This is a genomic window from Castellaniella sp. (genome assembly GCF_049671645.1).
Lineage (GTDB): Bacteria > Pseudomonadota > Gammaproteobacteria > Burkholderiales > Burkholderiaceae_B > Castellaniella.
Genome location: NZ_JBATVG010000024.1, coordinates 22191 through 48257, shown reverse-complemented (window position 1 = coordinate 48257; position 26067 = coordinate 22191). Strand labels below are relative to the sequence as shown.

The 26067-nt window shown below is 65.3% G+C and carries 22 protein-coding genes and 1 riboswitch; of the genes, 14 read left to right on the top strand and 8 right to left on the bottom strand.

What is annotated here, in order from left to right; genetic code table 11:
• Nucleotides 1-24 precede the first annotated feature (24 nt).
• Entirely contained in the window at nt 25-990 is a 966-nt protein-coding gene (locus tag WBG56_RS12750; protein WP_424268892.1) for an ATP-grasp domain-containing protein, read from the top strand.
• Nucleotides 991-993: 3 nt separating this feature from the next.
• On the opposite strand, the gene WBG56_RS12745 is transcribed toward WBG56_RS12750, so the two are convergent.
• From WBG56_RS12745 to WBG56_RS12730, 4 genes are all read right to left on the bottom strand, one after another.
• Complete coding sequence (locus WBG56_RS12745) at nt 994-4614, bottom strand: DUF748 domain-containing protein (protein ID WP_424268890.1); 3621 nt, start codon at nt 4612-4614, stop codon at nt 994-996.
• 170 nt (nt 4615-4784) lie between these two features.
• Entirely contained in the window at nt 4785-5522 is a 738-nt protein-coding gene (locus WBG56_RS12740) for a hypothetical protein (protein ID WP_424268888.1), read from the bottom strand.
• A 130-nt stretch (nt 5523-5652) separates the two neighbouring features.
• Nucleotides 5653-7290 carry an MFS transporter gene (locus WBG56_RS12735; protein WP_424268886.1) on the bottom strand — a complete coding sequence of 546 codons (1638 nt, stop codon included), beginning with the start codon at nt 7288-7290 and terminating at the stop codon, nt 5653-5655.
• 18 nt (nt 7291-7308) lie between these two features.
• Nucleotides 7309-8124, bottom strand: a complete 816-nt coding sequence (locus tag WBG56_RS12730) for an alpha/beta fold hydrolase (RefSeq protein WP_424268884.1) — start codon at nt 8122-8124, stop codon at nt 7309-7311.
• A gap of 222 nt (nt 8125-8346) precedes the next feature.
• Between WBG56_RS12730 and WBG56_RS12725 the strand changes: the two genes are divergently transcribed.
• Nucleotides 8347-9741, top strand: a complete 1395-nt coding sequence (locus tag WBG56_RS12725) for a sigma-54 interaction domain-containing protein (protein WP_424268882.1) — start codon at nt 8347-8349, stop codon at nt 9739-9741.
• A gap of 42 nt (nt 9742-9783) precedes the next feature.
• Here the strand turns inward: WBG56_RS12725 and WBG56_RS12720 are convergent, their stop codons facing one another.
• A complete protein-coding gene (locus tag WBG56_RS12720) occupies nt 9784-10032 on the bottom strand; it encodes a hypothetical protein (protein ID WP_424268880.1) in 249 nt (82 codons plus the stop codon).
• Nucleotides 10033-10125: 93 nt separating this feature from the next.
• On the opposite strand from WBG56_RS12720, the gene WBG56_RS12715 reads away from it, so the two are divergent.
• On the top strand, nt 10126-11310 hold the full coding sequence (locus tag WBG56_RS12715) for an MFS transporter (protein ID WP_424268878.1): 1185 nt from the start codon (nt 10126-10128) through the stop codon (nt 11308-11310).
• On the opposite strand, the gene WBG56_RS12710 is transcribed toward WBG56_RS12715, so the two are convergent.
• Nucleotides 11259-11711 carry a winged helix-turn-helix transcriptional regulator gene (locus WBG56_RS12710; protein ID WP_424268876.1) on the bottom strand — a complete coding sequence of 151 codons (453 nt, stop codon included), beginning with the start codon at nt 11709-11711 and terminating at the stop codon, nt 11259-11261. The genes WBG56_RS12715 and WBG56_RS12710 overlap by 52 nt on opposite strands.
• 70 nt (nt 11712-11781) lie before the next feature.
• Here WBG56_RS12710 and WBG56_RS12705 point away from each other — a divergent pair, with 70 nt between their 5' ends.
• Both WBG56_RS12705 and WBG56_RS12700 read left to right on the top strand, forming a co-directional pair.
• Entirely contained in the window at nt 11782-12627 is an 846-nt protein-coding gene (locus WBG56_RS12705; protein WP_424268874.1) for an NAD(P)H-binding protein, read from the top strand.
• Nucleotides 12628-12831: 204 nt separating this feature from the next.
• The gene (locus tag WBG56_RS12700; protein WP_424268872.1) at nt 12832-13542 is read left to right on the top strand and encodes a TerC family protein; all 711 of its coding nucleotides are present in this window, start codon (nt 12832-12834) and stop codon (nt 13540-13542) included.
• 75 nt (nt 13543-13617) lie between these two features.
• Here WBG56_RS12700 and crcB read toward each other — a convergent pair whose 3' ends face one another.
• Nucleotides 13618-14016, bottom strand: a complete 399-nt coding sequence (crcB, locus tag WBG56_RS12695; RefSeq protein ID WP_424268870.1) for a fluoride efflux transporter CrcB — start codon at nt 14014-14016, stop codon at nt 13618-13620.
• A gap of 129 nt (nt 14017-14145) precedes the next feature.
• Nucleotides 14146-14211, bottom strand: a riboswitch (Fluoride riboswitch).
• 102 nt (nt 14212-14313) lie between these two features.
• Here crcB and WBG56_RS12690 point away from each other — a divergent pair.
• From WBG56_RS12690 to WBG56_RS12650, 9 genes are all read left to right on the top strand, one after another.
• Nucleotides 14314-15096 (top strand): 3-hydroxybutyrate dehydrogenase, encoded by a 783-nt coding sequence (locus WBG56_RS12690; RefSeq protein ID WP_424268868.1) that lies wholly within the window; start codon nt 14314-14316, stop codon nt 15094-15096.
• 96 nt (nt 15097-15192) lie between these two features.
• Complete coding sequence (gene yaaA / locus WBG56_RS12685) at nt 15193-15969, top strand: peroxide stress protein YaaA (RefSeq protein ID WP_424268866.1); 777 nt, start codon at nt 15193-15195, stop codon at nt 15967-15969.
• A gap of 122 nt (nt 15970-16091) precedes the next feature.
• Nucleotides 16092-16808 carry a GntR family transcriptional regulator gene (locus tag WBG56_RS12680; protein WP_424268865.1) on the top strand — a complete coding sequence of 239 codons (717 nt, stop codon included), beginning with the start codon at nt 16092-16094 and terminating at the stop codon, nt 16806-16808.
• A complete protein-coding gene (locus WBG56_RS12675; protein WP_424268863.1) occupies nt 16805-18154 on the top strand; it encodes a malonyl-CoA decarboxylase domain-containing protein in 1350 nt (449 codons plus the stop codon). The genes WBG56_RS12680 and WBG56_RS12675 overlap by 4 nt, the downstream gene beginning before the upstream one ends.
• Entirely contained in the window at nt 18145-18951 is an 807-nt protein-coding gene (locus tag WBG56_RS12670) for an enoyl-CoA hydratase/isomerase family protein (protein ID WP_424268861.1), read from the top strand. The genes WBG56_RS12675 and WBG56_RS12670 overlap by 10 nt, the downstream gene beginning before the upstream one ends.
• Nucleotides 18948-20489: a malonate--CoA ligase gene (locus tag WBG56_RS12665; RefSeq protein WP_424268859.1), complete on the top strand. Its 1542-nt coding sequence runs from the start codon at nt 18948-18950 to the stop codon at nt 20487-20489. The genes WBG56_RS12670 and WBG56_RS12665 overlap by 4 nt, the downstream gene beginning before the upstream one ends.
• 89 nt (nt 20490-20578) lie before the next feature.
• Nucleotides 20579-21580, top strand: coding sequence for a TRAP transporter substrate-binding protein DctP (gene dctP, locus WBG56_RS12660; protein ID WP_424268857.1), 1002 nt, complete (start codon nt 20579-20581; stop codon nt 21578-21580).
• A gap of 67 nt (nt 21581-21647) precedes the next feature.
• Nucleotides 21648-22136, top strand: coding sequence for a TRAP transporter small permease subunit (locus tag WBG56_RS12655; RefSeq protein ID WP_424268855.1), 489 nt, complete (start codon nt 21648-21650; stop codon nt 22134-22136).
• Nucleotides 22133-23449, top strand: coding sequence for a TRAP transporter large permease (locus tag WBG56_RS12650; RefSeq protein ID WP_424268853.1), 1317 nt, complete (start codon nt 22133-22135; stop codon nt 23447-23449). The genes WBG56_RS12655 and WBG56_RS12650 overlap by 4 nt, the downstream gene beginning before the upstream one ends.
• Nucleotides 23450-23482: 33 nt before the next feature.
• On the opposite strand, the gene WBG56_RS12645 is transcribed toward WBG56_RS12650, so the two are convergent.
• Complete coding sequence (locus WBG56_RS12645; protein WP_424268851.1) at nt 23483-25699, bottom strand: FUSC family membrane protein; 2217 nt, start codon at nt 25697-25699, stop codon at nt 23483-23485.
• Between the last annotated feature and the right edge of the window lie 368 nt (nt 25700-26067).

Sequence of the window (26067 nt, the reverse complement as noted above, 5' to 3'; positions counted from 1 at the left end):
GTTGCAGCGGAGCGGATGCTGGTGATGTCAACAATCTTCGTCATTCATGAAAACAACGCTTGGGTAGAGCCGCTGCGGGAAGCGTTCAAGGAACTCGGCCTGGATTACGAGGAGTGGTTCCTGGATGAAGGCGTGCTGGATTTTTCCAGCACGCCGCCCGAGGGCGTGTTCTACAACCGCATGAGCGCGTCGTCGCATACGCGCGGACATCGCTACGGGCCGGAATACACTGCGGCGGTGCTGGCGTGGCTGGAATCCTACGACAGGACCGTCGTGAACGATAGCCGGGCGCTGCGACTCGAGGTCAGCAAGATCGCGCAGTACGCCGCGCTGCGGCGCTATGGCATACGCACTCCCCGGACGCTCGCAGCGGTGGGCGCCGGGAATATCGTGGCTGCGGCGCGCAAGATGCCGGCGCCCTTCATCACCAAGCACAATCGTGCAGGCAAGGGGCTGGGCGTGCATCTGTTCCATGACGTCGCAAGCCTGGAACGTTATGTGGCGAGCCCGCAGTTCGAGGAATCGGTCGATGGCGTGACGCTGATCCAGGAATACATCCAGGCGCCCGAGCCTTGCATCGCGCGGGCGGAATTCATCGGCGGCGAGTTCCTGTACGCCGTGCGGGTCGATACGTCCCAGGGCTTCGAGCTGTGCCCCGCCGACGTCTGCCAGATCGGCGATCTGGCCTGCCCCGTGGGCGGCGAGACGGCCGTGACGCATCCGCGTTTCGAGGTCATCCCGGATTTCCGGAGCGCCGATCTGGATCGCTACCGGCGCTTCATGCAGGATCACGGTGTCGGCGTGACAGGCATCGAGTCCATCGTCGATGCGCGCGGTGTGCGCTATACCTACGACGTCAATACCAACACGAACTACAACAGCGAGGCCGAACAAAAGGCGGGGCTGTACGGCATGCGGACGCTGGCGGCGTATCTGGGCCGCGCATCCGGTCAGCTGGCGGCGCGTGAGCTTGCCGCGAAAGCAGTCTGAGCCTTATTGCAGCGCAAAGTCCACGCGCGTCGCCGGGCCGCCGTCTTCGGTATCCGCCGCGTCGATCTTGGACGCCACAATGAAGACCCGGCTGGTCAGGTCCTGGGCGGTCGTCAGGATCTGTTCATACACCGCCTGCGCGCGGGCGTCCGCCAGCCGTTCCAGGGATTGCTTGCCCGCCGGAGCGGCGGCCAGCAGCAGGGCGCTCATCTGTTCGGGCGGCAGCGACTTGGCGAAGCCGATGGCGTTGCGCGGCTTGTCCTTGATCTTGGTGTCGTCATAGACGTCTTCCAGGTATTTGGCGCGATCGGCATCGGTCAGCGTGATGCTGGCCGGATCGGTTTTCTTGCCGATGTCGCGCGCCTTGGCCGCGCGGATCTTCTTGTCCACCCAGGCCTGGCGCAGGCCGGCTTCGTCTGCCTGGGGGTCGGCGCGGCCGATGATGTCCATCTTCAGGGCGGGGCGGTCGGCCAGGGCCTTGATCAGGGTGGCGATGCTGGACTTGGCCGTGTCATCGAGCGCGGCGCTGCCGGGCGCGAATTCGATGCGCGACAGGTCGTCATCGCCGCCGCCGAAGGCGGAGGCCAGCAGTTTGAAGGGCGCGGTCACCGCCTTGGCCAGCGTGTTCATGATCACCTTCACGATGATGCCGCCCACCGAGAACTGGGGATCGTCCAATGAGCCGGAGATCGGCAGGTTGATGTCGATGTTGCCGCTGGCGTCTTTCAACAGGGAGACGGCCAGCAGCACCGGCAGCTTGATGGCGTCGGGGCTGTCGGATGGTTTGCCGAAAGTGAGCTGGTTGAGCAGCACCTTGTTGCTGGCCTGCAGGGCGCGATCCTTGATCTGGTATTGCAGGTCGACCGACAGCTTGCCGCGCTGGATGGCGTAGCCGACGTACTTGGACGAGTAGGTGGTGAAGCGGGGCAGGTCCACGCCCTTGGCGGACACCTTCAGGTCCAGCGCCAGGTAGCGCGCGAAGGGCTGCACCGTGCCCGATACCGAGAAGGGCGCGGTGCCGTACACGCGGCCGGCGACGCTGACTTTGGCCGGCGTGGGTTTGGACGAGGACACGGCCGTGAGGGCGCCGTCGATGGATGACAGTTCGGCGCGGTAGTTGGGGCGCACGAAGTGGTCGTTGAATGTCATGCGGCCGCGCTTGAGCTTGACGCTGTGGATCGCGATGTCGGGTCCCGCGGCGCGCGGGGCCGCGGATTTCCCCGTTCCGGCGGCCTGGCCCCGACGGGTCTGCGTGTCTTGCGTGATGGATCCCCCAGCCTGGCCCTTGTCCACCAGGATGTCCATGACGTTCAGGCGCGCGTTGCTGTTGAGCAGGATGTTGCCGTAGAAGTCGTCCAGCAGGATATCGCCCAGGTCCAGCCCGAGCTGCGGCCCCGCCATCGAGACGCGCATGTTGCTCAGGCCCAGGTGTTTCCAGTTGAGGAAGGCCGTCTTGTTGACGCGGTCCTGGAGATCGAAATCATTGACCTGGACGGCGCCGTTCCAGTTTGCCCGCATTGGCTTGCCGCCCTGCGCGGCGGCGAATTCAGCGTTGCCGCGCGCGCCCAGCGAAACGCTGCGCACGGTGGCGTTCAGGCTGGAGGCGATGTAGGGAGCCAGGGATGCAGCGTCGAATTTCGCCAGGTCGACCGAGGTCTTCAGCGCCAGCGGCTGCGCCGTCAGGGATCCCTTGAGCGCCAGCGTGCCATGCTTCTGGATGCCGTCGGCCTGCAGGGTGAAGTTCGCCGGCTTGGCGTCCAGGGCCAGGCGGTCTGCGGTCAGCGCCAGCGAACCGATGGACAGGTCGACGCCAGGTTTGACGGAGTCGTCGCGCGCGGCGAACTGCTTCAGGTCCAGTTTCACCTCGTGGGCCTGGACTTGAGTTCCAGCCACGTCGATCTTGCCTTCCAGGCTCAGCCGCCCATCCTTCACGGTGATGGGGGCGACATGGTGGACAGCCGCCGCGAAGGGCGCCAGCGCCAGACGGTCCAGCCGGACCTGCGCCTGGATCGACAGGGGCTGCAGGATGACGGGCGCCTGGACTTGCAGCGAACTGCCGTCGGTCGGGTTGTCCATGCTCAGGCTCGCGAGCATGGGCTCGTCCGCGGCTTGCGGCAGGGTGATGTGCTGGATGTCGGCGCCCAGGCCGCTCATCAGGTAGTCCAGCTTGATCGGGTCGTCGCGCAGGCGCGCTTCGCCGGCCTCGAGCTTGAAGTTGCCGATGGCGATCTTCCAGGGAGGCGCTGCGGCGGCTGGCGCTGTCGCGGGGGCCGTCTGGGCGGCGGAATCTGTAGAGGCGGCTGCGGCGGGCGCCGGTCCGGTGGATGTCGGATCCGCGGGCTTCTGGTCGGCGGGTTTCTGGTCGACGGGTTTCGCATCCGCAGGTTTCTGTTCGACGGAACCGGATGCTTTCGATGCCGCCTCTTCGGGCATGATAGCTGCGGTTCCAGCGGTTCCAGCGGTTCCAGCGGTTCCAGCGGTTCCAGTGGTTCCAGTGGTTCCAGTGGTTCCAGCGGTTCCAGCGGTTCCCGCCGTCGCGGATTCTGCCGGCGCCGGGGCGCCCAGCTTGGCGAAGCCCTCGGCCACGCGCTGCCAGTTCAATTGCCGGGCGTCGCGGTGCGCCGCCACGCGCGGTTTTTCCAGGACCACCGTGTCGATCGACACTGTCCGGGCGCTCAGGTCGGCCGCCAGTCCTTGGACTTTCAGGCCGTCCCAGGCCAGCAGCGGCTCGCCGGAGGACTCGGCCACGTCGAGCTGGCGCAGGCCCAGGTCGCCCTGCACGCGGATGCGCGGCGCGGCGTCCGAGGGTTGCTCGAACAGCACTTGCAGCCTGGAATCCAGCAGGGCGCTTTTGAGCTGGACGGGCAGGGGCAGGGGCCAGAAGTCGGCCCACTTGTCGAGGGCCAGGCCGTCGAGCGTTACGTTCAGTGTGGATGCGGGGACGGCATCGAAAGGTCGCGCCGTGCCGCTCAGGTCGAAGGGGCTGCCGTTGATGAGCATGTGCACGGCGGGCTGCACGTCGATTTTCGTGGCGTAGCCGAACGATGAGATGAAGGGGATGCCCAGCGTGAGGTCGTCGATCGCCTGCAGGCGGCCGGTGACGCGGTCGTCCAGGCTGATGGCGCCTCCGGTCAGCGACAGGTTGTTCAGGGAGAAGCGCGGCAGTCCTGTCGCGGCAGGTTCGGGTTCGGCTGGCTGTTCGGCCGACTTTGCGGCCAAGCGGTCCACGATATCGGAAAAATTGAAGTGCGTGGCGTCCTGCCGCACCAGCGCCAGGCGTGGTTGATCGATGCGGATCCGGTCGAGCACCGGCGCGAACATCACGATGGAGCGCCAGGCCACCCGCAGGTCGATCTTGCCGATCTGCAGCAGCGGCGCGGATTGAGGCTGCTCGATGACGAGATCCTGGGCGCTCAGCGCCAGCGTGAAAGGATTGAAGCGGATCTCGCCGACGTCCACCTGGCGGCCCAGCAGCTGGGCGACGTTTTGAGTGAGCGCGTGATGCACGGCCTTGGGCACCAGCCAGGCCGACAGGGCGGCCAGCACGAGCAGGGTGAGCGCGACGCCCGCCAGGATCTTGCCCGCCCGCCGGCTGAGTTTCAGAACTGGCATCCTCAATGGCATTGTCCGCGCTCCCGGCTGATTATTGTGCGCCCCGGGGCCTGCCGTCATCGTCGCAGCCGCGCCGGCCAGGGCTTTCGCCCATTATCCCTGCCGGGTCCCGGCCCGTCCACCGGGGACCCCGGGTTTTTGCATTCTTTTAATGGACAGGCCCGGACGGCGCGATCGCGCCGTCAGTGCGGACGCCGGGCGCGTTGCCAGTCCAGCAGCACGCTGGTGGCGTGCGCCAGAATGGTCTTGTAGTGCTCGGCCGGCAGGGCCTGGCGCAGAGCCTCGAGCAGTTGCTGCGTGCCGCTTTGCGCCAGCGGCGGCAATTCGCTGCCCAGCAGGCGGATCTGGATGTGCGCCAGCGTGTCGGCCACCAGTCGCCATCCCAGTTCCGGCATCCGGGCGTCCAGTGCCAGCAGCAGGCTGCCCAGGGTTTGCAGGATGGGCTGGATCGATTCCAGGTCGGCGCCGCCGGCCATGGCGTGCCAGAGCGCCATATGGATGTCGCGACGCAGACCGATCTTGAAATCGATGGCGTTGCTTTCCTGCGCATCCAGCCGTTCCAGTTGCTGCTGCAGGCGGGCGTCCTCGGCGGCGTCCGTCTGTGTGCGCAGATCGCTGATCAGCCGCGTCAGGGACGGGATGGCCGTGATGCCGAAGGCCTGGCTGAACGCCAGCCCCCACTGATCCAGGCCGACCAGAAGCATGGCCAGCCGCAGGGCGGCGGCGTCCGGAGCGGGGGCCGACGTCATCCAGGTCTGGCAGCGTGTCAGGATGTCCGCGGTCTGTTCCGTCGGGGCTTCGGCGGCGGCCTGCCGGAAGGTGTGCGCGAAGGCTTCCCGCGCCAGCGCGGCGGCATGCCGCTGGTCTTCGGGGGGCGCGAGGCCGGCGAGGGCGTCGGTGAATGGGGCGGCGCTGTGCATGGGGGGTCCGATCCTGAGGTCGCTTCGGATTATATCGGTCCCGCCCGCGGGGCGGGCGCCGGCATGGCGCAGGGCATGCCGGCGCTGCTTCGCGCCTGTGCCGGCGGTGCGCCGCCGGCCGGGATGGAGACTATTGGCTGATGTCGTTGTGACGTGTTTCCGGGAGCGCGATGGCGCCGATGATGGCCGTCAATGCGGCAAAGCCCACGGTATACCAGAGGCCGGCGAAGATACTGCCGGAACTGACGACGATCGCGGTGGCGACGAAGGGCGCGAAGCCGCCGATCCAGCCGTTGCCGAATTGCAGGGCGACCGACACGCCGCTATAGCGGATTCTTGTCGGGAACAGCTCCACCAGCAGCGCGCCCAGCGGTCCGTAGACCATGGTGGCCAGAAAGACCAGCACGAACAGAATCGCGACGACCATCGGGCCATTCGGTTCCGCGGGTGTGGCATCGGTCGGCAGGCCTTGCGCGGTCAAGGCGGTGCGCAGTTCGGACTCATCGAAGCGCTGGAAGGTCTGGTAGCCTACCCGTATGGAAAATGGCTGCTTGCCTGCCTGGATTTCGTAGGGGACCGCATGGGCGGAAAGAAAGGACTTTGCGCGCGTGCACGCGGTTGTCGCCGCCGGCCGGAATAGCTGGCCCACGAAAGACTGATTTTCCCGGCAGTCGTCGCCCTGGATCTGGACCAGCGTATGTGAGCGGAAGGCAGCCAGCGCCGGGTTGCCATAGGTGGCGAGTCCCTGGAACAGGGGCATGAACAGCGCCGCCGACAGCACGCAGCCTGTCAGTACGATCCATTTGCGGCCGATCCGGTCGGATAGCCACCCGAAAAACAGAAAGAACGGCGTGCCCAGCGCCAGGGCGGCGAGCAGGTAGGTATAGGCGTTTTCATGGCTCATTTTCAGTGTCGTGGTCATGAAATAGAGACTGTAGAAATGACCCGTGTACCAGATCACTGCCTGGCCGGCGACAATGCCGAAGATGGCGATCAGCACCAGGCGCAGGTTGCGCCGGTTGCCGAAGGTTTCAGCGATGGGGTTCTTCGAGCCCTTGCCGGCGGCTTTCATCTGCTGGAAGACCGGCGATTCCTCCAGCTTCAAACGGATGTAGAGGGACACGGCAAGCAGGCCCAGGGACCCGATGAAGGGGATGCGCCAGCCCCAGTCGGCGAACGCCTCGGCGCTCATGGATTGCCGGCAGGCCAGGATGACGATGACGGAAAGGAACAGGCCCAGCGTGGCGGTGATCTGGATCCAACTGGTCGTCAGGCCTCTGCGGTCGCCGCTCGAGTGCTCCGCCACGTAGGTGACGGCGCCGCCGAACTCGCCGCCGACAGCGAGCCCCTGCAGCAGTCGCAGGCTCACCAGGATGACGGGCGCCCACCAGCCGATGGTGTCGAAGGTCGGCAGTATCCCGACCGCGGCGGTGGCGATCCCCATGATGATCATCGTCATGAGAAAGGTGCGCTTGCGGCCGATCATGTCGCCCAGGCGCCCGAACACGATGGCGCCGAACGGACGCAGCACGAATCCCGCGCCGAAAGTCGCCAGGGCCGCCAGCAGGGCTGCGGTTTCGTTCCCTTTTGGAAAAAAGAGGGCGCCGAAGAACACCGCCAGGCTGCCGTAGATGAAAAAGTCGTACCACTCGAAAACGGTGCCCAGGGCTGCGCCGAGGATGACTTTCCGGGTGTCCGGGCTGGCCTGCGCAGGATGTCGCGGCATGCCGATGGCGGCTGCGGCTGCGGATGATGGGGTAGGTTGCATGGTCTCCTCCTGTTTTGTTCAGATGGTTTTTTCTATGGATGTCGCCGACGTTGCCTGTACTGTGCGCAGAAAGTCGGCGAGCAGGGCATTGAAAGCATGGGGGCGTTCCAGCATCGGGAAGTGGCCTGCCTGCGGCAGGATCTCCAGGATGCTGCCCGGGATGCTTGCCGCTAGCAGTTCCGATTCCGCAGGCGGGGTGATGATGTCGTCTTCTCCCACGACGATCAAGGTCGGCATGTGGATTTGATCCAGCAGGTGTCGGCTGTCGGATGCGTTCAGCGAGGTGATGGCTTCCCGGGCGACGAACTCCGGCGTCTGCGCGACTTCTGTTCTGGCGAACGCGACGATGTCGGCGGCTGTGGAGGGGCTGAATGAGCGGTCGATGACCCGCTGGCTTGCGCCGACCACCCCCAATTCTGTAATGGCATCGTGCACGCTGCCGGCACTGACGTCTGTGCCCAGGCCGTGCGGCGTCGCGCCGACCAGGACCAGCGCGCGGGTGCGATCCGGATATCGCAGGGCGAATTGCTGGGCGATGGTGCCGCCCATGGACAGGCCGATGACGGTCGCCTCCGGGATTGCCAGCGCCTTGAATACGGCGAGCACGTCCTGCGTGAAGGCGTCGATCGTGTAGGGCCGGCCGGTCGGGTGCGGCGATACGCCATGTCCGGGCAGATTGATGCGGATCACCTGGAAAGCGTCGGAAAAGGGCGCGACCTGTTCCCGCCAGAATTCGCCGGTGGTCGTGAATCCGTGAATGAAAACCAAGGGGTGGCCCTGGCCGGATACCTGGACGACGGTATCGCGGATGGGGATGGTGTTGATTGCGGTCATGAGACTCCTCCATGTGGGTTCACGCCATTCCAAGCAAAACCCATGCCAGGAGCGCCGGCCATCGCAGGCGGCGGGAGCCGCCCATGGCCTGGAGCATGTTTTCCCAGCGGGCTGGCCGCGCAAGGCGCGATCGGCCCGCCGCCTCCGATGATTGACAGTCATCGCGGCTTGATGAGATTATTTTCTCTAATGAGACGCATAAGTCTATGAATTGAGAATCCTATGAACTTGCCCTGGCAGTTGAGTGCTTCCGACGAAGCCTTGTTCCTGCGACTGGTGCTGAACCATGTGTCGGATTGTCTGGTCGTGGTGGATACGGACGGCCTGATCGTGCTGGTCAATCAGCCGTACTGCAAGCTGCTGGGGGGCGAGGAGGCTGATTTCATCGGCCGCCACATCTCCGATGTGGTGGGCTCGCAGACGCGGCTGCATCATGTGGCGAGGGGGGACGAGGGCCCCCAGATCGGCTATCCGCTGGAAGTCCGGGGGCATCAGCTCATCACCAAGCAGGTACCGATCCTGCAGAACGGCCGCAGCGTCGGCGCGATCGGCATGGCCCTGTTCTCGGATCTGGACGCGCTCAAACGCACCTATAGCCGCATGGCCCAGTCAGGGCTGACCTTGCAGCGTGACCGGCCCTGGGCCTGCCAGTTTTCGATTCAGGACGTCATCGGCCAGGGCTCGCGGATGGAGTCCTATCGCCATGCCTTGCGCCAGGCCGCCGCCTATGATTTTCCCGTGTTGATTTCCGGGGAAACCGGTACTGGGAAGGAACTGGCGGCGCAGTCGATCCATGGCTTGTCGGATCGGGCGGCGGGGCCTTTTGTGTGGGTCAATTGCGCGTCGATACCTGCGGAGCTGATCGATGCGGAACTGTTCGGCTACGAGGGCGGGGCGTTTACGGGCGCCCGTAGCCGCGGCAAACCGGGGAAGTTCGAGCTCGCGCAGGGTGGAACCCTGTTTCTGGATGAGATCGGTGATATGCCGATGTCCCTGCAGGGCAGTCTGTTGCGCGTGTTGCAAACCCAGGAGATCGTCCGCGTGGGCGGGACGGCGCCGATCGGCGTTCGGGTCCGGGTGATCTGCGCGACCAACCTGCCCTTGAGCGACTTCGCCCGTTCCGGCCGCTTCCGCCAGGATCTTTTTTATCGTCTGAATGTGCTGCCGGTCCAGGTGCCGGCCTTGCGGGACAGGGATGATCGGCCGTTCCTGATCGAACAGTTGCTGGACAGGCTGGCGCGGCGGCTGGGTGCGGCCCGTCGCCCTTTGCCCGCGTCCGCCCTGGCGCGCATGATGGCGCATCCTTGGCGTGGCAACGTGCGGGAATTGGAAAGTGTCCTGATCCGCTTCCTGGTGACGGGAAACCTGCTGCTGGACGATGAGGGGCGGGGGACGGGCGCGGATATTCCCGGGCAGCGCCCGTCCGCGAGCGCGCATCGGGATGCTTCGCTGGCGACGGCGCTCGATGCCGAGAAGGTCAGGGCGGCGCGCCTGGCTTTGGAAAAGGCGGGCGGCGACAAGCGACGGGCGGCCGAATTGCTGGGCATCAGCCGGGCGCAGATCTACAGGATTCTGAAGAAGCGCCCCGCATCCCGGGACGATGCCGCCAGTCCTTGATCGGGTTCCCGGCCGTGCGTGGCGCTGGCTGGGGTGAAAAAATCACATGCCCCGCAGCCGGATCAACTGGGCCTGATTCAGGCGCCTGGCTTCCTGTTCGGCGTAGGCCGCTTCCCCGGGCTCATAAGAACCTTGGTACAGGCAACTGCTGGGGCTGACGGCGCAGAGTGGCTTGCTGAGCGCGGTGCCGATGCTGGAACTGAGGCTGCCGGAGCTGTCGGATGCGCATCCCGAAGCCAGGGCGGCCAGCGCCAGCACGGCGCCCAGGCGGCTGAGTATTCGTATGGACATGTTCCCTGATCCTGCGGGGGTGAGACAGCCTTTTTATAACATGCGTGTCCGCCCCCTATAATGGGAAATTCCTGCAAAGTATGTCAATCGCCCGTGCCCGCCCCCTCCGATGAATTCAATGACCGTCCCGGTCAGCTGCTGAAACTGACCATGGCGCTGGTGGGGGTGTTTGCCTTCATCCAGGTCTATTCGATCCAGTCGATTCTGCCGCAGTTGCAGCGCGACCTGCACGCCTCGGTGGTGGAGATCGGCAATTCGGTGGGAATGACGGTGCTGGCCGTGGCGCTGATTTCCCCCTTCGTCGGGATGCTGTCCGATGCGATCGGGCGCAAATGGCTGATTGTCGGTTCGGTGTTCGCGCTGGCGGTTCCGACGGCGCTGATGCCGTTGGTGGAAACGGTGCATGGCCTGTTGATCCTGCGGTTCCTGCAGGGGCTGGCCGTGCCTGGGGTGTCGGTGGTCGCCATCGCCTATATCGGCGAAGAATTCCGCGGTTCGACCATGGTGCGCATCGTGACCGTGTATGTGGCCGGCAGTGTGCTGGGAGGCTTTCTGGGGCGCTTCATCCTGGGACACCTGACGGAATATATGGCCTGGCAGTCGGCGTTCGGCGTGATGGCCGTGCTGAATCTGGCCGGAGCCGTGATCGTCTGGCGCGGCCTGCCGGATTCGCGCCACTTCGTGGCCAATGCGCGTTTCCGGTCCAGCATGGCGACGCTGGGGCAGTTATTGCGCAACCCCGCGCTGCAGACGGCCTGCGCCCTGGGATTCACGGTCCTGTTCGCCCTGATCGGCTTGTTCACCTTCATCAATCTGCACCTGGCGGCCGAACCCTATCACTTCAGCTCCGGTCAGTTGGCCAACATCTTTTCCGTCTATCTGCTGGGGGTGGTCGTGACACCGCTGGCGGGGCGCATCATCCCGCGCATCGGCGTTCGCCGCGCGATTCTGTCCATGCTGGCGGTGTCCGCCTTCGGCGTGATGCTGACGCTGGTCCGGCCCTCCTGGGGCATCGTGGTGGCGCTGGCCATTGCCGCGTGCGGCACGTTCATCACGCAATCCGCGACCATGAGCTTCATCGCCTACCGCATCACCCACGGGCGTTCGCTGGCCAGCGGTCTGTACTATTCCGCCTATTATTGCGGCGGTTTCACGGGGGCCTGGCTGTGCGGCGTGGCCTATGCCTGGGGGGGATGGACGGGCACGGTCGCCGTCCTGCTGGCTGCTCAGGCCCTGGGCGGGCTGATCGCCTGGCGTTTCATGCCTGCGTCGACCTGATGCCGGCCTGATCCCGCCGCAGCCGCAGGTTCGCGTCCGGCCAGGATCTGCGGCAGATTGATCTCGATCCAATCGGCCAGGGCGCCGACCTTGCCTGCGGCTTCCCGACCCAGGGGGGTCAGGCTGTACTCCACATGGGGCGGCACGACGTCGAAGGCCGTCCGATCCACCAGCCCGTCATTTTCCAGCCATTGCAGCGTCTGCGCCAGCATGCGTTCGCTGACTCCGCCGATGGCGCGCCGCAGCGCGCTGAAACGGTGGGTGCCGCCAGCCAGCACGCGCAACACCAGAACCCCCCAGCGACTCGTCATGTGCTTCAGGACATCCCGGGATGGGCAGGCTTCGGCCAGCAGATTGCCTCGCTGCGCGCCCCGATCCGGCAGTTCTATACTTACTTTCATGTGCGTACTTCCTAAAAGTTAGTATTAAGCATACAGTCTTCTCCACGTTCAACGCAATGGAAGATGCACCATGACTATCGCCATCACAGGTTCCACCGGCCAATTGGGCCGCCTCCTCATCGACGCTTTGAAAGCCAGACTCCCGGCCCGGGATCTGCTGGCGCTGGCCCGCTCCCCCGCCAAGGCGGCCGATCTGGGCATCGCCGTGCGGCAGGCGGATTATGACCAGCCCGATGCGCTGCCCGCCGCGTTGGCCGGCATTGATACGCTGATGCTGATTTCCGCCAATGAATTGGGCAAGCGCGCCGAACAGCATCGCCACATCATCGACGCCGCCCGCCGGGCGGGCGCGCGCCGTATCGTCTATACCAGTCTGCTGCATGCCGACACCAGCACGCTGAGCCTGGCCGGCGAACACATCGCCACTGAAAAGATGATCAAGGATTCCGGCCTCGCCTACACGATCTTGCGCAATGGCTGGTATACCGAAAACTATGCCGGCTCGATTGCCGGCGCCGTCGCGGGCGGCGCCTTGATCGGCAGCGCCGGCGCAGGGCGGATTTCGTCGGCGGCCCGGGCGGATTATGCCCAGGCCGCCGCCGTGGCGCTGGCGGGTGAAGGCCATGACGGCAAGACGTACGAACTGGCCGGAGACGACAGCTTTACCTTGGCCGACCTGGCGGCGGAAGTCTCGCGCCAGACCGGACGCGCCATTCCGTACAGGAACCTGCCCCGGGCCGATTATGCGGCTGCCTTGCGGGGGTTCGGTCTGCCCGCCGATTTCGCGGATGCCGTGGCCGGCTGGGACGTCAGCGCTTCGCAGGGCGCGCTGTTCGACGAGGGGCGCGTACTGTCGCGCCTGATCTGCCGGCCCACGACCGCGCTGTCCGCCGTGGTGGCCGCCGCCTTGAAGTAGCCGTTTTCCTTTATAATCCTCCGATCAAGGGGAGTAGCTCACTTTCCGCGGCATCGTCATGACGGTCGTCTGCCTTCGGCAGGCACCCGGTGCCCGGGCAACCCACGGTTGCGAGCAAGACCTTGCCATCATGGGCAAGGCACGTCTCTACTTTGGAAATGGCCTGGCCCAAATGGGTTTCAGGCCATTTTCATAAGGACAACCATGATCGAATTTTTTCAGACCCTGCATTGGGGCGCGGTATTCCAGATCATTCTGATCGACATTCTTCTGGGGGGCGACAACGCCGTGGTGATCGCCCTGGCGTGCCGCAACCTGCAACCGAAACAGCGCATGCAGGGCATTCTGTGGGGGACCGCGGGGGCGATCATCCTGCGCGTGCTGTTGATCGCCTTTGCGCTGACCCTGCTGAACGTTCCCTTCCTGAAGGTCGTGGGAGGGGTGCTGCTGCTGTGGATCGGGATCAAGCTGCTGTTGCCCGAGGACGACGCCCATGACAAGATCAAGGGCGGCGCGTCCATCTTCGCCGCCGTCAAGACCATCATCATCGCCGACTTCGTGATGAGCCTGGACAATGTGATCGCCATCGCCGGCGCGGCGCAAAATGCCCACGTGGATCATCAGATCGGGCTGGTGGTCTTCGGCCTGCTGGTCAGCGTGCCCATCATCATCTGGGGCAGCACGCTGGTGCTCAAGCTGATCGACCGCTTCCCGCTGGTGGTGACGCTGGGGGCGGGGCTGTTGGGCTGGATCGCCGGCGGCATGCTGATCACCGATGTGTTCGTCGTCGAACGGATCGGTCAGCCGACCGTCGCCTGGAAGATCGGCGCCGAAATCGTCGGCGCGATCCTGGTGGTGGGTTTGGGCCGGGTTCTGGCGCGGCGCAAGCTGGCGCTGGCGGCCGCGCAGGAATAAGCCATCCGGGGCCTGGCGGGGGCTTCCCCGCGCCGGGCTCGAGCCTGTGGGGTGGCTCGTGCGGATGAGGGCGGCTCAGGCCGTCATCATCCGGGCCAGCGCCACAGTGCCGATGCCCAGCAGCGTCATGGCCAGGGAGCCGCCGACGTGAACCAGGATGGAGGTCGCCAGCCAGCCGAAGCGGCCCTCTTGCAGCAGGATGGCCAGTTCGGCCGAAAAGGTCGAAAAGGTGGTCAGGCCGCCGCAGAATCCGGTGATGATGAACAGGCGCAGCTGCGGCGACAGATGGGGGGATGATCCGAAAATGGCGATCGCCAGGCCGATGATGTAGCCGCCCAGCAGATTCGCCGCCAGGGTGCCCGGCGGCAGGATCGGGAACAAGGCGTTCAGGGCGCGCCCCAGCCACCAGCGCAGGATGGCGCCGGCCGACGCGCCGGCGGCGATGGCGAACAGCGGGTTATAGAAGACAGGCATGAGAGTGATGACCATAAAAATTGCCCCCGCGCCGCGCAGGCTTCGCCTGCTTGCTGCCCCCCGATGGGCCGCTTTTTACCTTGGGGCGGCCCGGCGGTAAAAAGAACGCCTACAGCCTGGTCGGAGCCAGGGCCTGTAGGCATCATCAGCTGCGGCTGCAGCGGTTCAAGGAGGAATGCCATCTCCTGTCGAAGTCGATAGTAACAGCCGCTTCGCAAGTGCCGCAAGGCAGCCGTCAGGACGGCGCGTTACACTGAATCCAGTCTCTTTATGCACTATTCCTGAAGGAGTCGTCTCATGCTCAAAGGCAAAAAAGCAGTCGTCACCGGATCCACCAGCGGCATCGGCCTGGCCATCGCCCAGGAACTGGCCCGCCAGGGGGCCGATCTGGTGATCAATGGGTTCGGGGATGCGGACGCGATCGAACGGGAACGCGCCGGGCTGGAAAAGGATTTCGGCGTCAAGGCCGTCTATCTGAACGCCGACCTGATGGATGCCCAGGCTGCGCGGGACTTCATCGCTCAGTCGATCAAGGCATTGGGCGGCATCGACATCCTGGTGAACAATGCCGGCATCCAGCACACCGACCTGGTCGAGGATTTTCCCGTCGATAAATGGAATGCCATCATCGCGCTGAACCTGTCGGCCGTCTTTCATTGCACGGCAGCCGCTCTGCCGGTTATGAAAAAGCAGAAATTCGGGCGTGTCATCAATATCGCCTCGGCCCATGGCCTGGTGGCTTCGGTGAATAAATCCGCCTATGTGGCGGCCAAACACGGGGTGGTGGGCTTGACCAAGGTCACGGCGCTGGAAAATGCCGGCACCGGCGTCACCTGCAACGCCATCTGCCCGGGCTGGGTGCGCACGCCGCTGGTGGAAAAGCAGATCCAGGCGCTGGCTGAAAAGAAAAGCCTCAGCATCGAAGACGCGGCCCGCGACCTGCTGGCCGAAAAACAGCCGTCCCTGCAGTTCGTGACCCCGCAGCAGCTGGGGCAGGCGGCCGTATTCATCGCCTCGGATGCGGCCGCGCAGATGACGGGAACCACCCTGTCCATCGATGGCGGCTGGACTGCGCGCTGATCGATGAGCTGATCGGGCCGATGTGATCCGGCCCGGGTGTTTCTCGCGGCGATGGCTTATGCTGTCGCCGTTGTCGTTCATGCACAGGAGTCTCCCATGTTGATGGTTTTGTCACCGGCGAAAAAGCTGGACTATGACTCGCCGGTGCGTACCACGCAGCACTCCTTGCCGGTGTTCCCGGCGGATGCGCGCGAGCTGGTGGGCGTGATGCAGGCCTTGTCGGCAGGGGATCTGGCGGACTTGATGAGCCTGTCCGATGCGCTGGCCCGCCTGAATGCGGATCGGTATGCCGCCTGGGTCGATGCGCCCGATGCGCGGCATGCCCGGCAGGCGGCGCTGGCCTTCAACGGCGATGTCTACGAAGGATTGCGGGCGGCGGAACTGTCCGACGCCCGTCTGGCCTGGGCGCAGGACCACCTAGCCATCCTCAGCGGCCTCTACGGCGTGCTGCGTCCGCTGGACCTGATCCAGCCCTACCGCCTGGAAATGGGGACCCGGCTGAGGACCGCGCGCGGCCATACCCTGTATGAATTCTGGGGCGCGCGGATCGCGCAGGAGCTCAACCGCCGCCTGGATGCCCTGTCGGGCGAACGGGTGCTGCTGAACCTGGCCTCGCAGGAATACTTCAAGGCCGTGGACCGGAAGACGCTGCAGGCCCGCGTGGTCGAGTGCGTCTTCCAGGATGAAAAGAACGGCGTCTGGAAGGTCATCAGCTTCCATGCCAAGCGGGCGCGGGGGCTGATGGCGCGCTACGTCATCAACCATCACGTCAAGCGGGTGGCCGGCTTGCAGGGGTTCGCGGCGGACGGCTACCACTATGCCGATGAGGCCTCGACGGCCGATCGTCTGGTGTTCCGGCGCGCGGCCCGATGACCGTCGCTCTTCCGCCGGTCCGGGCGCATCAGGGATAACCTAGGTTGTCTGCGAAGATGGCCGTGCTTATGCTGTCCATAATTATGAATTATTAATTTCCAGATACTGCGCGGGAGACCCCGATGGCGGCCAGAATCATCCAGAAGATTCTTTATCAGGAAGTGGCGGATCGCCTGCGGGGCATGATCCAGGCTGGCGAACTGCGGTCGGGCGCCTGGATCGACGAGGTCCATCTGACGGATGTGTTGGGCATTTCCCGCACGCCGCTGCGCGAGGCCCTGAAAGTGCTGGTCGCCGAAGGCTTGTTACGGCTGGAGCCGCGCCGGGGCTGCTTCGTCAACGAACTGTCGGCTCGCGACCTGGAGAACATCTTTCCTTTGATGGCGATGCTGGAAGGGCGCTGCGCCTACGAGGCCGCCAGCAAGGTCACGCAGGCCGATCTGCAGCGACTGGAAACGCTGCATCATGACCTGCGGCATTTCGCCGAACTGGATTCCATCGACGACTATTACGCGGCCAATGCCCGCATCCACGAGGCCATCCAGAAATTGGCCGACAATCGCTGGCTGTCGGACCTGATCGACAATCTGCGCCAGGTGCTCAGCCTGTCGCGCCATCGCAGCCTCAGCTATCCGGGGCGCGTGCGCGAATCCTGCGCGGAACACCTGGCGATCTTCGCGGCGCTGAAGGCCCGGGACCCGGAGGGCGCGGATGCCATCACGCGCAAGCACCTGATGCGACAGCTCGATGCCCTGCGGGCGCTGGCCCGGCAGGAAGATCCCGCCGCGTCACCGGATCTGCCGGTCTCCGATCCCGTCCTGTCGGGGGAATCATCATGAGCGGATCGAGCCCCTGGGCCGGGGCGGCCGCGCCGGCCCGGGATGCGGCGTCGGGCCGTGACGCCGTCGCGGCCGTTTCTACAGCGGATGCCGCTGCCCGGCAGCCCGCCCCCGAGGCATCGCCCCGCGCGGCCGGCTTGCTGGGGCGCTTGAATCGCTGGCTGGATCGGGATCATCTGCCCGATCCGGCCGCCTTGCGTGCGCTCTACGAGGCCACGCTCACCGATAGCGCGGCGAATCGCCTGGCGCGGCAATGGGCGGACCGTTACCTGGCCGCCGACGCGGATGAGCGGCGCTGTCTGTTGGCGGGTCTGGTGCATGCCGGTATCGGGCTGGAACCGCACGCGGATCACAGCAGCCGGTTGTTTCGCCGTCTGTATGCCGAAAGCGATCGGCTGGCCTTGATGGTGGAACTGCGGGCGGACATGCTGCGATGGCGCAATCAGGTGGCGGGCGTGTCGGCGCTGGAACAAGAACTGGCGGTGCTGTTGTCGAACTGGTTCGACGTGGGCATGCTGGAACTGCACCACATCAATTGGGATTCCCCGGCGTCTTTGCTGGAAAAACTGATCCAGTACGAAGCCGTGCATGAAATCCGCTCCTGGGACGATATGCGCCGCCGCGTGGCTGCCGACCGTCGCTGCTATGCGTTTTTCCACCCGCGGATGAGCGATGTGCCGCTGATCTTCGTCGAGGTGGCCTTTGCCGAGCAGATGGCCGCCGACGTGCAGGCCTTGATCGATCCGGGCCGCCCGCTGGCGGATCTGGGCAAGGCCCGGTGGGCGATCTTCTACTCCATTTCCAACACCCAGAGGGGCTTGCGCGGGATCAGCTTCGGCAATTTCCTCCTCAAGCGCGTGATCGAGGAGTTGTTGTCCGAATTGCCGAGGCTCAAATCGTTCGCCACGTTGTCACCCATCCCGGGGTTTGCCGATTGGCTGGGCAAACGCGGCGGCGCCGAGATCCAGGAATCCCTGGCCGACAAGACCGAGCGGCAGGCGGCCGCCCAGGATCCGGAGGCGGGCGCCCGCTGGGTCGATCGCCTGCGCGCCGCTGCGTCCGGGGCGGGGCCCGAATCGGTGCGCCGGACCGGCCTGAGGCTGGCCGCGCATTATCTGCGGCAGTTGCGCGGCGGGGATCCGCTGGACCCGGTGGCTCGTTTCCATCTGGGCAATGGCGCGCGGATCGAGCGATTGAATTGGGCCGCCGACCGGTCGGCCAAAGGGCTGGATCAGTCCTGCGGCCTGATGGTGAATTACCTGTATGAACCCGATCAACTGGATGAGAACCGGGCGCGCCTGGCGGCGGGCAAACCCCGGATCTCGCGGGGGGTGCAATGGCTGTAGCACGGGATGCCCGCGCTGCGGGTTGCATCCGCGTGCAGCGGGCCGGGCCGGTCGCCACCGTCTTGCTGGATCATCCAGGGCGCCTGAATGCCATCACCGTGTCCATGTGGCGCGAACTGGCGCAGGCGTTCACGGCGCTGTCGGCGGATACCGGTCTGCGCTGCGTTGTCGTCCGCGGGGTCGGCGGGCATTTTGCGGCGGGAGCCGACATCCGGGAGTTTCCCGAGGTGCGCTCCGACCCGGATCGGGTGCAGGCCTATCACCGACTCACCATCGCCCCGGCCTTGCAGGCGATTGCCCGCTGTATCCATCCTGTTCTGGCCGTCATCGAAGGGGTCTGCGTCGGCGGCGGGCTGGAGATCGCCAGCGTGTGCGATCTGCGCCTGGCCACGCACGATGCGCGTTTCGGCGCGCCGATCAATCGGCTGGGCTTTCCCATGGCGCCCGACGAAATGCGGGGCTTGCTGGCGCTGGCGGGCCGTGCCGTCACTCTGGAAATCCTGCTGGAAGGCCGGGTGTTCGATGCGCGGGAAGCTCTGTCCAAGGGCTTGCTGACCCGGGTCGTCGACGCCGCCGGACTGGACTCCGAACAAGCCGCCACGGTGGCCCGTCTGTGCGCGGGAGCGCCGCAGGCCGCGCGCTTGAACAAACGCATGGCGGCGCGCCTGGGCGCCGGAAACCCGCCATTGACGGATGCCGAATGGCAGGCATGCTTCGGCTATGCGTCCGGGCACGATCACCAGGAAGGCGTGCGGGCCTTCCTGGACAGGCGCCCTCCGGTTTTCAAAGGAGAATGAACTTGGAATCCAATGCCAACCTTTATGTGATCCTGCAGTCCGGCTTTCCGGCGGATCGTCAGGCGGTGGCGATCGAAACGCCCGAACGCACCTACAGTTGGCGGGATATCGACGAGCTGAGCGGCCGGATGGCCAATCTGCTGCGTTCCCTGGACGTGGCCGCGGGTTCCAGGGTGGCCGTCCAGGTGGACAAGTCGCCGGAAGCCCTGATGCTGTATCTGGCCACCCTGCGGGCGGGCCTGGTCTATCTGCCGCTCAATACCGCCTATCACGAGGCCGAGGTCACGTATTTCCTGGAGGATGCCGAACCGGCAGTGGTGGTCTGTTCGGAGAGCGCCCGCGTCTGGTGCGAGCCGCTGGCGCATCGCAAGGGGGCCGCCCGCGTCTTCACCCTGAACGCCGACGGGCAGGGCAGCCTGATGCAGGCCGCTGCCGGGCACGGTCCCGTGTTCGAGACGGCACGCAACGCGCCCGATGATCTGGCCGCGATCCTGTATACCTCAGGCACGACGGGCCGCAGCAAGGGGGCCATGCTCACCCATGCCAATCTGGCCTCCAATGCCTTGACGCTGAAAGCGTACTGGGGTTGGCGATCCGACGACGTGCTGCTGCACATGCTGCCGATCTTCCACGTGCATGGCCTGTTCGTGGCGTCCCACGGCGCCCTGCTGGCCGGCGCCCGCATGATCTGGCTGCCCAGGCTGGACGTGGATCGGGCGCTGCATTACCTGCCGCGCTGCACCCTGATGATGGGCGTGCCGACGTATTACGTGCGATTGCTGGCGGATGCCCGTTTCGATCGCGAAGCCTGCAGCAACATGCGGCTCTTCATCTCCGGGTCCGCGCCCCTGCTGGTCGATACGTTCCGCGAATTCCAGGCGCGCAGCGGCATGACCATCCTGGAACGCTATGGCATGAGCGAGACCGGCATGATCGCCTCCAATCCCTATGATCCGGCGCGCGGCGAGCGCCTGCCGGGCACGGTCGGGCCGGCATTGCCGGGAATCACCGTTCGGGTGGTCGACGATGCGGACATGGCCGTGCCCGTGGGCGAGCCCGGGCATGTCCAGGTGCGCGGCCCCAATGTCTTCGCGGGTTACTGGCGCATGCCGGAAAAGACGCGCCAGGAATTCACGCCCGACGGCTGGTTTCGCACCGGCGACATCGGTGCGCTGGGCGGCGCGGGGATTCCCGACGATTATCTGAGCATTGTCGGGCGCAGCAAGGATTTGATCATCACGGGCGGCTACAACGTCTATCCCAAGGAGATCGAGATGGTCATCGACGCCATGCCCGGCATCCAGGAATCCGCCGTGATCGGCATTCCGCATGCGGACTTCGGCGAGGCCGTCGTGGCCGTGGTCGTGCCCAGGGCAGGGGCGGCGGTCGATACGCAGGCCATGCTGGCCGATCTGAAGATCGGGCTGGCGAATTTCAAGGTGCCCAAGCAGATCCATGTGGCTGATGCGCTGCCGCGCAATGCCATGGGGAAGGTCCAGAAAAACGTGCTGCGGCAGCAGTACACAGGCCAGCATTGACGACAAGGAGGACGCTCGGCCGCTCATGAGGCAAGCCGGATCCGGGAGGGTGCGGAAAGAGACACGACGACTAATAATCAGGAGACAACATGATGATGAAGCGACACATGCTGTGCGCCGCGCTGGGATTCGCCCTGGCGGCTGGCTCTGGATCGGCCCTGGCCGATACCACGCTGCGGGCCTCACACCAGTTTCCGGGCGGACAAGGCGATCCGCGGGATGAAATGGTGCAGATCATCGCCCGAGAGGTCGAGGCCGCCAACGTGGGGCTGAAGATCCAGGTCTTTCCATCTTCTTCCTTGTACAAGGCGACCGAGCAGTGGGGCGCGCTGACGCGCGGCCAGCTGGATATGGCCGCCTTTCCGCTGGACTATGCCTCGGGCCGGGTGCCGCAGTTCTCGGCCACGCTCATGCCGGGACTGGTGCGCAACTATGACCATGCGCAGCGTTTGAATCAATCCAATTTCATGAAGGACATCAAGGCGCTGGTCGAGAAGCAGGGCGCCGTGGTGATCGCCGATGCGTGGCTGGCGGGCGGGTTCGCGTCCAAGAAGCATTGCATTACCGGACCCGACACGATCAAGGGACAGGTGATCCGGGCGGCGGGCCCCGCATTCGAGCAGATGCTGGCGGCGGCCGGGGCGTCGATCTCCTCGATGCCTTCGTCCGAAGTGTATTCGGCCATGCAGACGGGCGTGCTGGATGCCGCCAATACGTCCAACGACAGTTTCGTGTCGTATCGGCTGTACGAGCAGACCAAGTGCCTGACCGCGCCGGGGGATAACGCCCTCTGGTTCATGTACGAACCGGTGCTGATGTCGAAGAAGGTCTTTGACCGGCTGGAGCCCAAGCAGCGCGAGGCGATCCTGGCCGCCGCCCGGAAGGCGGAAGACTACTTCACCGCGGAAGCCAAGAAAGGCGAGCAGAAAATGCGCGATATCTACACCAAGGCGGGTGTGGAGGTCGTGACCATGACGCCCGAGGACTATCAGGCCTGGATGAGTATCGCCAAGCACTCGTCCTACCGGCAGTTCGCCGAAAAGGTGCCGGGCGGCGATGTCTTGCTGAAGAAGGCGCTGGCCGTCCAGTAAAGGGACGGGGCCGGCGCCGGGCGTATCCGGCGCCGGCCCTGCTGCTGAAGCGACACCGGGAGGTCGCATGAGTCGAATTTTCATACGCTGGGTCGAGGCCCTGTCGCGGGCCTGCGGCGTCGCGTCCGTGCTGTTGCTGGTCTTCGCCATGCTGGTCGTGTGCCAGATGATCCTGATGCGCTACGTCTTCCGGGCTGCCACGATCTGGCAGACCGAAGCGGTCGTTTTCGGGGCGACGGCGGCGATCTTTCTGGGGGCCCCCTATGTGCTGATGACCAAGGGGCACGTGGGCGTGGATTTCATCCAGATGCTGGTGCAGCCGCGCACGCGCCGCTGGATGGACAAGGTCGGCGCCTGGCTGGGGCTGGTGTTCTGCGGCGTGATGACCGTGGCGACGGGCCTGCATCTGTTCGAAGCCCTGGAAGGGGGCTGGACCACCGCCAGCGTCGCCGCCGTGCCGCTGTGGATGCCGCTGTCGCCGGTCGTTGCCGGTTTCGCATTGCTCTGCCTGCAGTATGTCGCGGAGATCATCAAGCTGCAGGAGGATCAATCATGACGCCGACTTTGGCAGGAATCAGCATCATCGTGGGCCTGTGTCTGATGCTGGCCACGGGGATGCCGATCGCATTCGCCCTGGGCCTGGCGGCTGTCGCGGGCCTGTTTCTGGACATGGGACCCGACGTGATCTACGTGCTGGCCGAGACCATGTTCTCCGGCATCGCCAATCTGGGTTACGTGGCCATCCCCATGTTCGTCCTGATGGGGGCGATCGTGGCGGGAACGCCCGCCGGCGGGGATCTGTACAAGGCCCTGGATCGCTGGCTGTACAAAGTTCCCGGCGGGTTGATCCTGTCCAACATCGGGGCCTGCGCCATCTTTTCCGGCATGACGGGGTCCAGTCCGGCCACCTGCGCCGCCATCGGAAAAATGGGGATTCCCGAGATGCTGGGGCGCGGCTATCCGGCTTCCGTGGCCACCGGTTCGATCGCGGCGGGGGGAACCCTGGGCATCCTGATCCCGCCGTCGGTCACGATGATCGTCTACGGCATTTCGACTCAGACGTCGATCGGACGGCTGTTCCTGGCCGGCGTCATCCCCGGCCTGTTGCTGACGGCGCTTTTCATGGCCTGGGCGCTGTTCGATGCGCGACGCAAGGGATTCCGGTTCGGCGCGAACGCCGGGCACTACTCCTGGCGCGACAAACTCGAGGCGTTGCCGCGCGTTCTGCCGCTGCTGCTCATCATCCTGGGGATGCTGTTCGTGCTGTATGGCGGGGTGGCGACGCCCTCGGAGGCCGCCGGCGCGGGGGCTTTGCTGACCCTGGTCGTGGTGGCCGTGGTGTATAGGTTGTTCCGGATGCGGACCTACACCGGTGTCTTCGGTTCCGCCATGCGCGAAAGCGTCATGATCATGATGATCATGGCTTCGGCGGAATTGTTCGCCTTCGCGCTGTCGTCCCTGTTCATCACGCAGTCGCTGGCGGCCGCCATTGCTTCGCTGGAAATCAATCGCTGGTTGCTGATGGGGCTGATCAACGTGTTCCTGCTGGTAGCCGGCATGTTCCTGCCGCCGGTCGCCATCATCGTCATGGCGGCGCCGCTGCTGCTGCCCATCATCACCCAGGCCGGGTTCGACCCGTATTGGTTCGCCGTCATCCTGACCGTCAACATGGAGATCGGCCTGATCACGCCGCCGGTGGGCCTGAACCTGTTCGTGTTGAATGCCATCGCGCCGGATGTTCCGACGCGGGAGATCCTGGTGGGGGCTTTGCCGTATGTGCTGGTGATGATGGGGGCGATCGTCCTGCTGAGCATCTTCCCGCAGGTCGTCACCTGGCTGCCCGACCTGATCATGGGGGCTCCCATCTGAATCCGGCGGGCCGGCGTGCCGGCCCGCCGTCGTTCAGGCGGGCTGGGCGCGCGCGCCGTCCGGGCCAGACCCCAGCGCCTGCATATTGTCGCGGATCTGCTGGGCGGCCTTGATCATCTGCCGCAGCGGATAGGCCAGCGCTGCATGGTCGCCGTCGGTTTCGATCACATTGGGCGGGGCGGCGGGGCGATCCGCCAGAAAATCGTCCGTCGCCGCCAGCGCCTGTCGGATGCCGTCGGGTTCCGCGTCCAGCAGCGCCAGTTGCGGAATCACGGCGGCGATCTGCGAGGCCAGCGCGTGATGCTGGATCATCAGGCGGTTGAATTCGGGGACGTGGCGTTGGCGGCGGGTGGGTTCGTCCATCATCCGGTAGAACGCGGCGGCGAAATTGCTGAAGGCGATATGCACGTTCTTGCGGCCCAGTTTCCACTGGGTTTCCGCTTCCTGCAGTTCCGCGTCGTCGGCCCGGCCGGCGCGGCGGGCCAGGCGCGAGGCCTGCACGAAAGCCAGACCGCCGTGCAGGAAGGCCTGATTGGCCGTGCGCATGGCGCGGGCCAGGTCCTCCAGGGTGTTGCGTTCCCACGATGGCAGGATGTAGCTGCACGTCAGGGCCAGGATGCTGCCGATCACGGTATCCACCAGGCGCTCGCCGACGACTGTGTTGGATCCCGGCACCAGGAAATGGAAGACCAGCAGCACGAACAAGGTGTTGAAGACCGCCGACAGGGTGTAGTTCACCTGGATCAGGCTGTAGCCCAGCACGCTGCAGGCTACCAGGATCAGCAGATACAGCTTCGGATTCAGCCCCAGGTAGAACAGCACCAGCGACAGGCCGCAGCCGATCAGGGTGCCGATCAGCCGCCAGCCGTTGCGCTGGCGGGTCAGGGCGAACCCCGGCTTCATGATGATCAGCACCGTCAGGATGATCCAGTAGCTGTGGCCGGCCATGCCCGGGTCCAGGGTGCGGACCATCGGCGTGAGGGCCAGCAGGTTGCCGACCACCATCGACAACAGGGCGGCGATGGCGACCCGGATGGCGTAGCGGAAATGGGCGGATTGTCCGTGCAGATTGTGGGTCAGCAGCCCCAGTTGCCACTTCTGGCGGGTCAGGAAGCGGTTCAGGGAGCGATTGGCTTTCGACAGATCGGAGTCCGGCGGCAGCGGGTTGACGGAATGGTCCGCCATGCGGTCCACCTGGCGCGTCATGTTGCGCAGGCGGCGCAGCACCTGCACCAGCAGGGCGTAGAGCTCGGGGTTGCTTTGCAGCAGGCCCTGTTCGCGCAGTTGCTGCAGTTCGAATTCCAGCGCCCTCAGTTCCGCTTTCACGCTGTTGCGCACCCGGGTGCGGCGGTTGCGGGCCACGTTCAGCGCCAGGCCGGACACGTTGTCGGCCAGCTTGCGCATGGCGTCGCGCACGAACAGCAGGGCATCGCTGTCGGGCAGTGCCTGGCGCAAGGTGGCGTAGTCAGTGTGGGTGGCCACGGTGCTGTCGAGCAGGCTGACCATGTCCACGAACAGGTTCAGCAGACCCTGGCGCAGGCGATCGGCGCGCGACGTCGTGCCGCGAGGCAGTTCGCGCAGGACCATGTCGCGGGCGGCCTGATGGGCGTCGGTCATCGCGGCCTGGCGGCGGATCAGTTGCCGGTAGCTTTCGTCCAGATCCAGGTGGACGTCGTAGAAGCGGGCGCGAGTGGCGATGTAATCCGCCGTGGCGAACAGGGCCACCGACAGCGCCTGCTGTTCTTCCCGATGCCACAGGACGCGGTGGGCGATGGCGCTGTAGATCAGGTAGAACGCCCCGCCCAGGAACGAGGTCAGGGTGTGCTGCAGCACATCGGCCGGTGTCAGCGGCGTGCGCAGGGTCAGCGTCATGATCAGCAGACAGGCGAATCCCAATAGCCCGCCGTGTTTGCCGTAGACCGTCAACATGGAAAAGGCGAAGCACAGGGCCGGGACCACCAGCCAGATCGCCAGCGCATGGCTGGCGGCCAGCCCCGTCATGGCGGTGGTCGCCGACCCCAGGCACAGAGCGGCGAACATGCCGTTGATGCCGTAACGCCGGGGACCGCCGGGTTGATCCAGGATGGCCACGCAGGCCGCGCCCACGGCCGCCACGAAGCCGGCGGCGGTCCAGCCGAACAGGCCCGACAGCACCAAGGCGGGCAGCAGGACGCCCGTTGCCTGGCGCAAGCCGCCGAAGAAGTAATGGCTGTAGAAGAAACGTTGCAGTTGCGGTGTCGAGGGGGTCATGCGCAGAAGCCTTGAACCCGGAGCAGGGCAATATCCGCAGTATAGAAAGTCTGGCGGCTTTGGTGGGAGTTTCCCGACACCGGGCGTGTCGCAATCGGGACGATGGGGCGGCTTCGCTTGCGGCGCATGTTGCAACGCGGTAAATTAGCCGTTCCGCCACCCCGCATCAGGGTTGGCCGATGTGGCGAACCCCCGGGTCACACACCCGGTTTTTTTCGTCTTCCGTTTTATGCTCCAGGATGCGCCACAAGCGTGGTCCGGGGCGTCCATTTCCACCACACTGCGCCCGATGGCGCGAGTGTCCTGTGCCAAGGGGTGCAGACTGGTTCCCCGATGTGTCCGGGCAAAGCGATTCCGTGAATCGCCCA

Coding starts and splice junctions, on each gene's coding strand:
- WBG56_RS12750 (WP_424268892.1), top strand. CDS start 25: ATGTCAACAATCTTCGTCATTCATGAAAACAACGCTTGGGTAGAGCCG.
- WBG56_RS12745 (WP_424268890.1), bottom strand. CDS start 4,614: ATGCCATTGAGGATGCCAGTTCTGAAACTCAGCCGGCGGGCGGGCAAG.
- WBG56_RS12740 (WP_424268888.1), bottom strand. CDS start 5,522: ATGCACAGCGCCGCCCCATTCACCGACGCCCTCGCCGGCCTCGCGCCC.
- WBG56_RS12735 (WP_424268886.1), bottom strand. CDS start 7,290: ATGCAACCTACCCCATCATCCGCAGCCGCAGCCGCCATCGGCATGCCG.
- WBG56_RS12730 (WP_424268884.1), bottom strand. CDS start 8,124: ATGACCGCAATCAACACCATCCCCATCCGCGATACCGTCGTCCAGGTA.
- WBG56_RS12725 (WP_424268882.1), top strand. CDS start 8,347: ATGAACTTGCCCTGGCAGTTGAGTGCTTCCGACGAAGCCTTGTTCCTG.
- WBG56_RS12720 (WP_424268880.1), bottom strand. CDS start 10,032: ATGTCCATACGAATACTCAGCCGCCTGGGCGCCGTGCTGGCGCTGGCC.
- WBG56_RS12710 (WP_424268876.1), bottom strand. CDS start 11,711: ATGAAAGTAAGTATAGAACTGCCGGATCGGGGCGCGCAGCGAGGCAAT.
- WBG56_RS12705 (WP_424268874.1), top strand. CDS start 11,782: ATGACTATCGCCATCACAGGTTCCACCGGCCAATTGGGCCGCCTCCTC.
- WBG56_RS12700 (WP_424268872.1), top strand. CDS start 12,832: ATGATCGAATTTTTTCAGACCCTGCATTGGGGCGCGGTATTCCAGATC.
- crcB (WP_424268870.1), bottom strand. CDS start 14,016: ATGCCTGTCTTCTATAACCCGCTGTTCGCCATCGCCGCCGGCGCGTCG.
- WBG56_RS12690 (WP_424268868.1), top strand. CDS start 14,314: ATGCTCAAAGGCAAAAAAGCAGTCGTCACCGGATCCACCAGCGGCATC.
- yaaA (WP_424268866.1), top strand. CDS start 15,193: ATGTTGATGGTTTTGTCACCGGCGAAAAAGCTGGACTATGACTCGCCG.
- WBG56_RS12680 (WP_424268865.1), top strand. CDS start 16,092: ATGGCGGCCAGAATCATCCAGAAGATTCTTTATCAGGAAGTGGCGGAT.
- WBG56_RS12675 (WP_424268863.1), top strand. CDS start 16,805: ATGAGCGGATCGAGCCCCTGGGCCGGGGCGGCCGCGCCGGCCCGGGAT.
- WBG56_RS12670 (WP_424268861.1), top strand. CDS start 18,145: ATGGCTGTAGCACGGGATGCCCGCGCTGCGGGTTGCATCCGCGTGCAG.
- WBG56_RS12665 (WP_424268859.1), top strand. CDS start 18,948: ATGAACTTGGAATCCAATGCCAACCTTTATGTGATCCTGCAGTCCGGC.
- dctP (WP_424268857.1), top strand. CDS start 20,579: ATGATGATGAAGCGACACATGCTGTGCGCCGCGCTGGGATTCGCCCTG.
- WBG56_RS12655 (WP_424268855.1), top strand. CDS start 21,648: ATGAGTCGAATTTTCATACGCTGGGTCGAGGCCCTGTCGCGGGCCTGC.
- WBG56_RS12650 (WP_424268853.1), top strand. CDS start 22,133: ATGACGCCGACTTTGGCAGGAATCAGCATCATCGTGGGCCTGTGTCTG.
- WBG56_RS12645 (WP_424268851.1), bottom strand. CDS start 25,699: ATGACCCCCTCGACACCGCAACTGCAACGTTTCTTCTACAGCCATTAC.